The following is an 11,868-nucleotide window of genomic DNA, read 5'->3' on the forward strand; positions in this document are numbered from 1 at the left end:
AAGGCCGGGTCGACCAAACGGCCCGTGGCTTCCCAGTTAACGGCCTTGGCGCCGTTTTCACAGAACTTGACCATGCCGCTTTCCGGCGACTCGCCCCAGGCGCAACCGGGACAGTCGAACCCACCGTTCTGGTTGGTCTTGAGCATGGCGCGAATGTTCTTCAGCGCGTTTTCACTGCCCAGCCAGTTCTTGGTGACAGCAATCAGCGCACCCCAACCGGCGGCGGCACCTTTATAGGGTTTGTATCGGTCGACTTGAGACATGGTACTTCTCCGTGACAATGCACACAGGCTTCGACCTGATTCAGGTCATTGTTCGATTTGCGGAGAAAGCATATGAATGGCGTTTAAATATTGTCTAATCGCTATTTATGACCACATTATCGAAACGCTCTATCACGTGTTTTTTACGTTATTTTTCAATAATTTATAATATTTTAAAGTCCTTATTAAAACAAAATAAAGTTCATCATAGACCCGGTCGATCACCCGGTTATTAATAGTGATTGGACGCCAGCCAAAGTTACTCTTAGCCTGCGTTCAACAAGTCCGTTATCGGCGCAATATCTGTAGGAGCGAGCTTGCTCGCGATGGACTCAAGAACACCGCGTTCAGCCAGTAAGTACGCGTAATCGTTAACGACCATCGCGAGCAGGCTCGCTCCTACAAAGACCAAACCCGTTTAACGGAACATTCATTCAATGCGTGCCAAGTGAGGGTGTCATGTCAGAACAAGTCCTGATCGATGGGTTCGCAAGGCGCGTGGACTATCTGCGGATGTCGGTCACCGACCGCTGCGATTTCCGTTGCGTGTATTGCATGGCCGAGGACATGCAGTTTCTGCCGCGCCAACGGGTGCTGACCCTGGAAGAGATTTATCAGTTGGCCGAAAGCTTCGTGGCGCTGGGCACCCGCAAGATCCGCCTGACCGGGGGCGAGCCGCTGATCCGCCCGGGGGTGGTGCAACTGTGCGAGAAGATCGCCGCCCTGCCCGGCCTGCGAGAACTGTGCATGACCACCAACGGTTCGCAGCTGGCCAAACTGGCCGGGCCGTTGTTCGACGCTGGGGTCAAGCGCCTCAACATCAGCCTCGACTGCCTGGACCCGCAACGCTTTCGCGAACTGACCCGGACCGGTGATCTGGCGCAAGTCATCAAGGGCATCGACGCGGCCAACCAGGCGGGATTTCGCAACACCAAACTCAATTGCGTTGTGATGAAAGGCCGCAACGACCACGAGATCAACGATCTGGTGAGCTTCGCCATCGACCGTAACCTCGACATCTCCTTCATCGAGGAAATGCCGCTGGGCACCATCGATGAACACAGCCGCGCCGAATCGTTTTTCGCAAGCAGCCAGGTCCGCGAACGCATCGCCGAACGCTACACTTTGATTGATTCCGCCGAGTCGACCCAGGGTCCGTCGCGCTACTGGCGCCTGGCTGAGGCACCGCAGATTCGCCTGGGGTTCATCTCACCCCACAGCCACAACTTTTGCGGCACCTGCAACCGGGTGCGCCTGACCGTGGAAGGACGTCTGCTGCTGTGCCTGGGCAATGAGCACTCGGTGGATCTCAAGGCTGTCTTGCGCAGCCACCCCGGACAACCCGAGCGCCTGGAAAAAGCCATTATCGAGGCGATGAAACTCAAGCCTTATCGACACAATTTCGAAGTGAACGACGATGTTCAGGTCATTCGCTTCATGAACATGACGGGCGGCTGAAACCCATGATCGTGAGACCCAAACCCAACCTGATCGGCGTCCTGACGTCCCTCAAGGGTTCGATCGCCAAGCGCATTGCCTGGCGCAGCCTGATGGTGACGCTGCTCGCCTCGGCCATTGTGCTCATCGAAACCCTGCACCCCAGCTACTTTTCCAAGGTCAGCGCCACGCCCTTCACGCTGCTGGGTTTGTCACTGTCGATCTTCATGAGCTTTCGCAACAACGCCTGTTATGACCGCTGGTATGAAGCGCGCAAGGCGTGGGGCGATGTGATCGTGGAGGTCCGCTCGATGATTCGTGAAACCCTGGTGATCAAGGACACAGATGAGCGACACACGATCCTCAGCAACCTGTGCGGCTTTGCCCATGCTCTCAACGCGCGCCTGCGCCAGGAAAACGAACTGGCCGCCAGTGGTGACTGGCTGCACCCGATGCCCAAGGGCAACACCACGGACATCAGCGGGCAAATACTGATGCAGGTCGGTCAGCAGTGTTCGACACTCAACGAGTCCGGGGTGATCAACGACTGGCGCTACACACTCATGGCCAACCACCTGGCCAGCCTGACCCGCGCCCAGGCGATCTGTGAACGAATCAAGAACACCCCGCTACCCTTTCCCTACACCCTGCTGCTGCACCGCACCATCTACCTGTTCTGCATCCTCCTGCCGTTTGCCATGGCCGAACCCTTGGGCTGGCTGACACCGATTTTCACCGCGATTGTCAGCTACACCTTTTTTGGCCTGGACGCGATTGCCGACGAACTGGAAGACCCCTTCGGCCGCGACGAAAACGACCTGCCCACCGACGCCATCGTGCGCAACATCGAGCGCGATGTGCTGGCGGCCCTGGGCGTGACAGAGTTGCCGCCACAACTGGAGCCGGTGGATTTTGTTCTGAACTGACACTCAAGAAACATGCAAAAAACGGTGGGCGCGAGCCTGCTCGCGATAACGGTGGGTCAGGCAATATCTCTGTTGGATGACCGACAGCCTCAAGACCATTGAAGACGTGCGCCAATTGCTAATGGCCGGGGGTTGAGCCATGACGGTTCGAATCCAGCGCGAAGTGTTCGACGTCGGCCAGTTGAACGACAGCCTGCAAGCCAACGATCCGGGGGTGGGTGCCGTGGTCAACTTCGTCGGCTACGTGCGCGACATCAATCAGGGTGAAACAGTCGCCGGGCTGTTCCTGGAGCACTACCCAGGCATGACCGAACGTTCTCTGCAAACAATCGTCGACAATGCCATGGCCCGATGGCCACTGCGGGCCGTGGAGATCGTGCATCGGATCGGCCCGTTGTCGATCAGCGAGCCGATTGTGTTTGTCGGCGTCAGCAGCCAGCATCGTCAAGCCGCTTTCGAAGCCTGTGCATTCATCATGGACTACCTGAAAACCGACGCGCCATTCTGGAAACGCGAGGACGTGGCATCCGGCGCACGCTGGGTCGATGCCCGGGACAGCGACCGCTCAGCCGTCGCGCGCTGGGCGGATGCGCAACATCAGGCGACTACCCAACGCGCTCCGGCGTAGCTACAGTCATGGGCTCAACGTGACTTTGCACAAGGAACTCCCGCTTGAGCCCCACGCCCTCCCCGATCACGCAACAGCCCCGGTCAATCAGCCTGCGCGAAGCCTTCCTGTTCTGGCTCAAGCTCGGCTTCATCAGCTTTGGCGGGCCGGCGGGGCAGATTTCGATCATGCATCAGGAACTGGTCGAACGCCGGCGCTGGATCTCCGAACGGCGCTTCTTGCATGCGCTCAACTACTGCATGTTGCTGCCCGGGCCCGAGGCTCAGCAATTGGCGACCTACATCGGCTGGCTGATGCACCGGACCTGGGGTGGCGTGATCGCAGGCGTGCTGTTTGTGTTGCCATCGTTGTTCATCCTGATCGCACTGTCCTGGGTGTACATCGCCTTTGGTGACGTGCCAGTGGTCGCGGGATTGTTTTACGGGATCAAGCCGGCGGTCACGGCCATCGTGGTGCAGGCGGCTCACCGGATCGGCTCGCGGGCGCTGAAGAACGGCTGGTTATGGAGCATCGCCGCCGCGTCTTTCGTGGCCATCTTCGTGGTCAATATGCCGTTTCCGCTGATCGTGCTCGGCGCAGCGGTCATCGGCTACTTCGGCGGACGACTGGCACCGGAAAAATTCCGGACCGGTGGCCACAGCGCGGCAAAACAGTCCTTCGGCCCGGCGGTGATCGACGACGACACCCCAACCCCGGAACACGCCCGTTTCAGTGGTTTGAAACTGGCGCGTCTGGCGGTTATCGGTGCGATTTTGTGGACGCTGCCCATGGCCATGCTCACTGCACTGTTCGGCTGGGAAGGCACGCTGACCCAAATGGCCTGGTTCTTCACCAAAGCCGCGCTGCTGACTTTTGGCGGTGCCTACGCCGTACTGCCGTATGTGTATCAGGGCGCGGTCGGTCACTACGGATGGCTGACGCCGACGCAGATGATCGACGGCCTGGCCCTCGGTGAAACCACTCCAGGCCCCTTGATCATGGTCGTCGCCTTCGTCGGTTTCATCGGTGGCTACGTGCATCAGGTCTTCGGCCCGGATCAGGCCTTTGTCGCAGGCGCCATCGCCGCCACGCTGGTGACCTGGTTCACCTTCCTGCCTTCGTTCCTGTTCATCCTCGCCGGCGGGCCACTGGTGGAGTCGACACACAACGAGCTCAAGTTCACCGCGCCGCTGACGGCCATTACGGCCGCCGTGGTGGGCGTGATTCTCAATCTGGCCTGTTTCTTTGCCTACCATGTGCTTTGGCCCCAAGGCTTCGAAGGACGACTGGACTGGCCTTCGCTGCTGATCGCCATCGTGGCAGGCATTGCCTTGCTGCACTTCAAGCGCGGGGTGATCGAGGTGTTGATCGGCTGCGCACTGGTCGGCCTCGGGATTCACCTTGCAGGTTGAAGGGCGACCCCCTACTATCCAGCATCCCCGGAGGCTTCGGCCTCCAACGATTTCCGCAGCCGGAAACACGCGCATGAAGCGTATCGTCAACCTGCCCATGGCCCTGCGCCGCTCGAAACTGCGTCACTCCGCACGTCCGCCGGATAGCGCCCTGTTCGCCTGATCGGCGAGCACCCTTCTTCGCTATCCCTGCGTTTGCTCAGCGTATGCAATCCCTGTGGGAGCGAGCCTGCTCGCGAATGCGGTGTGCCATTCGACATCAACGGTGAATGACACTCCGCTATCGCGAGCAAGCTCGCTCCTACAGGTTGCGCACTTCGACTGACCGGCATTGGTTTCTCCCAATTCTGTGTGGACACCGACATGACTCAACGTTGCAACTCCTACTACACCGCCACCCTCAACCAGGACACCGATTACCCGACGCTGCAAGGCCGGCACCGGGTTGATGTGGTGATCATCGGCGGCGGTTTCACCGGCGTGGCCACCGCCGTCGAGCTGGCGGAAAAAGGCCTGAAGGTCGCCATCGTCGAAAGCCACAAGATCGGCTGGGGCGCCACCGGGCGCAACGGCGGCCAGGTATTATCCGCCCAAAGAGAGTTTTGTTGACTATTGATGTAATTCTCACATCCAACAGCACCGATGGAATAGTGAGTCAACAAAACATAAAAAAACGCATAGTCAACATAGCAATTATTAGGAATATACAAACTGTTGATTACTGTTTTAATTATCCGACTCACGAATTAACTGTTGCGCCAGACTAGGCTTTGTGCTTAATTAACCGCAGTAGCAGACCCAGCGAAGGTCTGCTTAGTCCATCAGCTAGTTCGGCTTGATACACTTCAGCCAATCAATAATTCGGCCGTGTACGAGAGATCAGCGTTGACTTTGATGTTTCATAATCAAGGAAATCGTTGATATGCCTCATACAGCCGCCTCCCCTGTGAGCTATCGCTCGCTAATCCCGGTCAAAAAAATTGCAGCCAGCCTGTTAGTTATTTGGGACACCTTTACCCAGCTAATACCAAAGAAACATTTATCCAAATCATGCTACCCCTCTTTTTACATATCGAGGAAAGCAGCATGAAAGTCCGTGAGTTTAAAAATGCTGACGGAATACCCGCAACTCTAATTTTCGACGACCACAAACCAGTGTTTTGGGCAAACTATTGGCTCATAAATTTAAAAAGACAAGTCAGACCAAAATCATTAATTACATACAGCTATGACATCTGCATAGTGATGTTGTTTTTTAGATATAAAAAAATTGACTACTTGAAAAGATTCAGAGAAGGAAGATTCCTTACCAATGGGGAATTATCAAAATTACGCAACTGCTTGACGGAAACCAAGAACACCATCGAATGCCGAATTGCAGGATTAGGCATCATTAATCAAAAGAAAATATGCAACTCAGCTTACGATAGAAGATGTCGACTCGCAAAAGCTTATTTACTGTTTTTGGCAGAAGAATTGCTGCTTAACAACAAAGCAGAGAAAGGAAAGGCCATTGTTAATTTTTCAAATCGACTTGAGAAGCAACTTAGAAGCAATAACTCTAGTGATGGGAATTGCGTAGAGCCTTGGACACAAAATGATTACACAATGATGGATCAATCCATAAAACATAACTTTAACCGCAAATCTAAGTTTTTATTACATAGAGACCTCGTCTTATTTCATCTCCTAAGAGAACTGGGGATCAGAAATAGCGAATTACTTGGAATAACCATTGATTGCTTTGAACGAAAAAAGCAGGGATATGTAACCGCAAGAGTAGAGTTAAACCCAGATTTGGGCACGGACCCTCGATCTTCGCCTGCAACAGTAAAAACACTGAACAGAGAACTGAAAATCTCTGACGCCTTATGGACCCTTATCGAAAGATACATCATCGAAAGAAACAAAATAAAATCATGCATAAAACATAATTTTCTGATAATTGGAATATCCGGCGCTCCATTATCGAATGATGCTGTTGGAAAAATATTCAAACTATTAAGCAGCAAAACTAAAAGAAAAATAAATCCGCACAGTCTTCGGCATTCGTGGGCATGTAACTTTATACTTCGAGAATATGATAAGGCCTCTGGTTTCACGGGGCGGGATAGAGAGAGAATTATTTCTAACGCTCTCAGCCTTCTACGAACTCAGATGGGATGGAGTTTGCGCTCGAAGATGCCAGAGCACTACGCAAGATATGCATTTCAAAAAATCGGGAACGACCGATTGTTTGCAGAGGATAACATATTAAACACAAAACTAATGATGGGTAATCCTCATGAAAAACTCTCATAAACATTACAACAAAATCCAAGCTTTCGAAGAAATAACCGTTTACCACCAGAAAACTCAGCTCACATTCAATGTTGGACCGACACTAACCATTAGACACGAGTCGCTTCGTAGAAACGGTCATATCGAATTCGAGCCGATGCGAAAGTACCTGGAATTCGAAATTATAGAATCATTTCGCAACGAACTTTGTTCTAGGATCGCAGAAAGTTACTCCCTATCCTCTATTGAATCTTACTGCACTAAACTAAACGAACTTTGTAGAAAGCTCGAAAAAATCAGCTTACTACAGAAGAAAATTATACGAAAAATAAATCAAACTAACGAATTATGGTCAACCTTCATAGAATGGCTAAATAATAACCGAAACATAAAAAGTTTTTTAGTTGCATGCAACGGAGAGGATGGAGTGTTATGGAGCGATGAATACAACTTAGCAATTGACATGATCAGTAGCGCGAACTACAGAAGATTAAGTTCTGTTAGAGCAGCCGATCCAACCAATGGCGCGCTGACCGAGTTTGAAGTGAGAGATGTCACATTTGCGATCTGCAGTGGATATGAAAAAGGTTTGCTGCAGCTCGAGCATCTAGCAGTCTTCTTTCTTGCCTTAGTGCTTGGATATAGACAAAGTCAAATTCTTAATATCAAATTAGACGACTTGACTTATAGTGAAACCCAAAAAAATTGGATATTAAAAATCGAAATACTCAAACAAAGATTAAAAAGTAAATCCATCTATCGAAACATAAGGCTCCCGCCTTTAGTAAACACACTGATTAATCACATGATACCAATCTGCCGAAACAGAAATAGAACCTACTTAATTCACAAGTCCGTGGGTGTTGCTGGATTTCTAATCCCCGAAGAAAAAATCAAAGAACTTCCAGATATCCCATGCGATGCTTCCGTCATAATGACAAGATTAAAAAATGTAGTTTACAACCTTGGAGTTAGGAGCGACAGAGTTATTGGGGGCAAAATAAACTTAAACTTCATTAGATTCAAACATACACTACTCACACGCGCCGCTGTTAATGGAGCAAGTGTACACGAGCTAATGTTTCTAGGATTGCATAGCGATGCTTCGTCAGCCAGTTCATACATTGACTCTATACCAGAATCTCAAGCCCGCATCAAAGAGGAATTAGGCCCAGCGCTCGCGTCTATTGCTAATTTATTTCTTGGCGGCCCCTATGAGGGTGGATATGAACGGGCAATTATGGAAATGCCCGACTCGATACAGCGCCATTACGGAATTGCTCAAGCTAAACCAATAGGAGTTTGTGGCAGCATGGCAAATTGTACGGATCACGCACCAGTTGCATGCCTACTTTGTTCTAAATTTGAACCTTTCCGAGATGCGCCATTCGGAGAATACAAGCAATATCTAATTCACGAACACCAAAATCAACCTGATATTAAAGTGAAAAAAACCGTTATGGAATATATCGATGCCTGCGACATGTGGATTTCCAAGCTTAGCATTAAATAGGAGCGCCCGTTATGAACAAGGAAAATCCACAACTAAATTTTGCGTGGTTCAGAGACACATATATCCCCCAATTCAAAGAACAACTCATCACAAACAACACCATCGACATGTCATTAAAATATAAGCTACCCCACAAAATGCTGTTAAAAGCCGACCCTTGCGACTTTGCACATGCGCTCCCTCCCACTTTCGAAAAAAAGACTGCCGTATTCAAACAGGTTTGCTCTGATGAAGACTGGATCATCGCCCTCAAGCTCTTTCACCTAATACGCTCGCTCGAGAACAAAAAAAAATGTCGTGACGTCGCTACTGGGTTTTATTTTCTCATCGACACGCTTCCAAAATTCAAAAAACCTTGGGAATTAGTTAATTCAGACTTTGCCAGAGCCTCAAACAGAGCCGATTTATCACCAGGACTCACCTATCGACTAGGAGCCGGCTTGGCGAGTATAGGCAAGACGTTAAAAAAATATAATCTCTCACCGGAAAAAATAAGATATCTTCAAAACCCTCACACTAGGCCTCAACGCTCGGCCAAAACTTTTTTACCAAATCTCGAGGCATGTAAAATTCTTGCCGAGTCTTTTAAATCTCCACAGAACGGGTTCGAAATAATAGTTTCATCGGCGTTTGCACTGTTGAACTATGCACCGTCCAGAGGCTCAGAAATATTGACGTTAGATGTCGATTGCATTACTACACTTAACGGCTTTGGACTGTGTTTTCCTAGGCCTGCAAAGAATGGAAAATCGACGGTTAAAAGAGCGCCTTGTATCGAATTTGAGAAAGTGGTAACAGAAGCATGTCGAAAACTTAGCGATTTTGGCGAATCGGCAAGAAATGCATCAGCTTGGTACAAAAAAAATGAAAGCATCTACATACCCGAAGACCTCGAGCATTTGAAAGGCAAGAAGGAATATAGCGCTCAAGAGGCTTTAGCAATAATTGGATATAGAAGGAGTGACAATAATTACTCACAGCCGTTGTATTTTAACAGGCCTAAATCTCCACCTGCTGCAATGATGCCACCAGGACTAAGCAGGCTATTTCAGTCAAACAGCGGAGCTTACTACCAAAATAATAAAATACGATTGGATGATGAATGCTTCATAAGCGCCTCTAATCTTTATAAATGGGCAACAAAGAATCTATCACCCACATTTCCTTTTATAGATGGCGTTTCTCTTGTTGAGTACAAAGATTGCTTATTTGTACATCCATATTCTTCTCGCACTCCCTATAAAAAAACTTACTGGCAGTGTCAGAACGTACCATGCTTTTTTACGACTACGAAACTTCAGCAATGGTTTGGCAAACTTTTTTTCCGCGGCCGTAAACGAGGGGATCTTTCATTAGGTACTCACGCAATGCGACATTTACTCAATACCTTGGCGCAAAGCAAACATATAGATCAACGCTTGATTGCCATCTGGTCTGGTAGGAACTCCGTAGACCAAAACAGCTCATATGATCATCGTACTCCCCTAGATAAAATTGACCTCGTCGATGAGCATGCGAACGGATCAGGATTTGAGTTTGGTGGGTTTCTCGATGAGTTATATGAAGATGAATACAAGCCGACGGGGGTTTCGACAGAGGATTTTTTTAAGAATGTTATTGGATCTCTTCACGTCACCGAGCTAGGTCTATGCCGGCACGATTACAATGCCGGTCCCTGCCCCAATATATTTCAGTGCATTGATTGCTCAGAACACTGTTTTAAAAAAGGTGATGAGAAATCACTTGCAGTTGCACACAGAATGATCGAGAAACTAACACCTGTTATTGACGCCGCTCAAGTAGCAGTAAATAAGGGAGAGCCTGGTGCGGAAAAATTTCTTAACTCTCATAAAAGAAAGATATCCAGATACAAAAAACAAATAGATATTTGTTCTGACCCATCAATCTCCAGCGAGGCGATATGCGCCTTACCGCCATCTACACAAACGGACAATATAGTTTCAAAGGCACTTGCCCTGCGCGATAACAATACAAATAAATTGAGACAATATGCGCATGAAAATGGCCGAGTTAAACATTGCGACATTGATCACGAGATGATAAATATGTTCAATTCATTAATGACCTCTTGGACGGTGGATAGAGGGCTTCCTAGTTGGGATAATGTTTGTCAGATCTTCCAGGATACACACGACATACAGATAAATCATCAGTTTATTAAGTGTAACAAGGAAATGACCCGCTCCTATGAAAGCATGAGCAAGCGATTACTAGAAAACAGCTTAGTCAAAAAAGACTCTTCTTTAAGATGGCATTGGAATATTGAATATATAGTTTCGAAAATTCTGGACGACTGGCAATTCGAGTCTCTTGGCTCTCCCTCTCTTTCTAAAGTTTCACAGCACATACAAGAAAACTATCCATATGCAAAAACAAGCCCTATGGCACTTGGGCAAAATCTCAAAATACGAAAATTTCTTTCAGACAAACTGCTGGATCTACATGACAAGGGAATGATATTCCTTTCTACTCACGGATGTGTAATTTGTGAGCGAAAAGAAACTTCACAAAATAGTAGACATTTAAATATTCATGAATCTTTCTCTATTTTTGCGGAAGACTGGGGAATCAAGGATGGACTTCCTTTCGTGGACATTATTCTGAAGAAATTTTCAGAGAAAACTGGATTTACGTTTAGAAAATCATACCTTTTTTCAGATAAAAACCTTTTTGAAAGTCTCAACAAAATTAAAGAAACCGCTCTGAACACGGGCTTTGTAAACTACGGTAGATCAAATGTACCTTCCTGGAAGTTGGACCATATAGTTGCATCTTGCTGTGCTAATACAAATAGAACCTTAAACACCGATCAAACCAATGAAATGTATAAGAATATTATATCCTGCTTCCCAGGCATTAAGCTCAATAAACGCGATTTCCTGAGAACATTGAAAAATCAGTTGCATGAGGATTCTAAATGAAGCGCAGAAGAATTACCGACGACGATGCCGCGACATTTATTAACATTCTCAAAAGCTGGGATATTAATAAAGACGGCGAACTAAACTGGAATAGCTTTATCGCTAGCATTCAGGTGATAACTGGCTATTTGTATGAGAGAACTTCACTATACAAAACAAAAGAAGGAGCAATTTACAAAGAGTTTGAGGTTGCTAAAATCCAAATAAGAACCGGTACAAAGCCGAAAGGAAGTACCATGTCGAGGAAGAATTTATTACTAGCACATTCCAAATTGAAGCTTGAGATTGAAACACTACGCGCCGAAAACCTCAGCTTACTTCAATTACACGCTAGGTATCTGAGATTATTGTATGAAAACGATATAGTGCCGGAGCTTGATGGGCTGTGAAAATATCACCTGTATTGGATACTATTGCTGCGGCAAAAGTAATTCAATTGGCGAGATATTGCTATCCAATTTATTTTCGAAATAATCGCCGAACGAGGC

At 48.3% G+C, this 11,868-nt stretch carries 8 protein-coding genes and 1 pseudogene; all 9 read left to right on the plus strand.

Annotation, left to right across the window (positions count from 1 at the left end; genetic code table 11):
- Positions 1-722: 722 nt before the first annotated feature.
- Positions 723-1,721: a GTP 3',8-cyclase MoaA gene (gene moaA / locus B0D71_RS05180; RefSeq protein ID WP_103393782.1), complete on the plus strand. Its 999-nt coding sequence runs from the start codon at positions 723-725 to the stop codon at positions 1,719-1,721.
- Positions 1,722-1,726: 5 nt separating this feature from the next.
- The gene (locus B0D71_RS05185) at positions 1,727-2,626 is read left to right on the plus strand and encodes a bestrophin family protein (RefSeq protein WP_103393783.1); all 900 of its coding nucleotides are present in this window, start codon (positions 1,727-1,729) and stop codon (positions 2,624-2,626) included.
- A gap of 139 nt (positions 2,627-2,765) precedes the next feature.
- On the plus strand, positions 2,766-3,254 hold the full coding sequence (gene moaE / locus B0D71_RS05190; RefSeq protein WP_103393784.1) for a molybdopterin synthase catalytic subunit MoaE: 489 nt from the start codon (positions 2,766-2,768) through the stop codon (positions 3,252-3,254).
- A 44-nt stretch (positions 3,255-3,298) separates the two neighbouring features.
- Positions 3,299-4,645, plus strand: a complete 1,347-nt coding sequence (gene chrA, locus B0D71_RS05195; protein ID WP_103393785.1) for a chromate efflux transporter — start codon at positions 3,299-3,301, stop codon at positions 4,643-4,645.
- 363 nt (positions 4,646-5,008) lie between these two features.
- Positions 5,009-5,227, plus strand: a pseudogene (locus B0D71_RS05205) (NAD(P)/FAD-dependent oxidoreductase); the annotation flags it as partial.
- A 504-nt stretch (positions 5,228-5,731) separates the two neighbouring features.
- Complete coding sequence (locus B0D71_RS05210; RefSeq protein ID WP_165798688.1) at positions 5,732-6,946, plus strand: site-specific integrase; 1,215 nt, start codon at positions 5,732-5,734, stop codon at positions 6,944-6,946.
- Positions 6,930-8,438: a site-specific integrase gene (locus B0D71_RS31120; RefSeq protein WP_108724260.1), complete on the plus strand. Its 1,509-nt coding sequence runs from the start codon at positions 6,930-6,932 to the stop codon at positions 8,436-8,438. The genes B0D71_RS05210 and B0D71_RS31120 overlap by 17 nt, the downstream gene beginning before the upstream one ends.
- An 11-nt stretch (positions 8,439-8,449) precedes the next feature.
- Complete coding sequence (locus B0D71_RS31195; protein ID WP_133160916.1) at positions 8,450-11,380, plus strand: hypothetical protein; 2,931 nt, start codon at positions 8,450-8,452, stop codon at positions 11,378-11,380.
- Positions 11,377-11,769, plus strand: coding sequence for a hypothetical protein (locus tag B0D71_RS05215; RefSeq protein WP_103393787.1), 393 nt, complete (start codon positions 11,377-11,379; stop codon positions 11,767-11,769). The genes B0D71_RS31195 and B0D71_RS05215 overlap by 4 nt, the downstream gene beginning before the upstream one ends.
- Positions 11,770-11,868 lie beyond the last annotated feature (99 nt).

It is taken from the genome of Pseudomonas laurylsulfativorans, assembly GCF_002906155.1.
Taxonomy (GTDB): domain Bacteria; phylum Pseudomonadota; class Gammaproteobacteria; order Pseudomonadales; family Pseudomonadaceae; genus Aquipseudomonas; species Aquipseudomonas laurylsulfativorans.

Coding starts and splice junctions, on each gene's coding strand:
- B0D71_RS05215 (WP_103393787.1), top strand. CDS start 11,377: ATGAAGCGCAGAAGAATTACCGACGACGATGCCGCGACATTTATTAAC.
- B0D71_RS31120 (WP_108724260.1), top strand. CDS start 6,930: ATGAAAAACTCTCATAAACATTACAACAAAATCCAAGCTTTCGAAGAA.
- B0D71_RS31195 (WP_133160916.1), top strand. CDS start 8,450: ATGAACAAGGAAAATCCACAACTAAATTTTGCGTGGTTCAGAGACACA.
- moaE (WP_103393784.1), top strand. CDS start 2,766: ATGACGGTTCGAATCCAGCGCGAAGTGTTCGACGTCGGCCAGTTGAAC.
- B0D71_RS05185 (WP_103393783.1), top strand. CDS start 1,727: ATGATCGTGAGACCCAAACCCAACCTGATCGGCGTCCTGACGTCCCTC.
- moaA (WP_103393782.1), top strand. CDS start 723: ATGTCAGAACAAGTCCTGATCGATGGGTTCGCAAGGCGCGTGGACTAT.
- B0D71_RS05210 (WP_165798688.1), top strand. CDS start 5,732: ATGAAAGTCCGTGAGTTTAAAAATGCTGACGGAATACCCGCAACTCTA.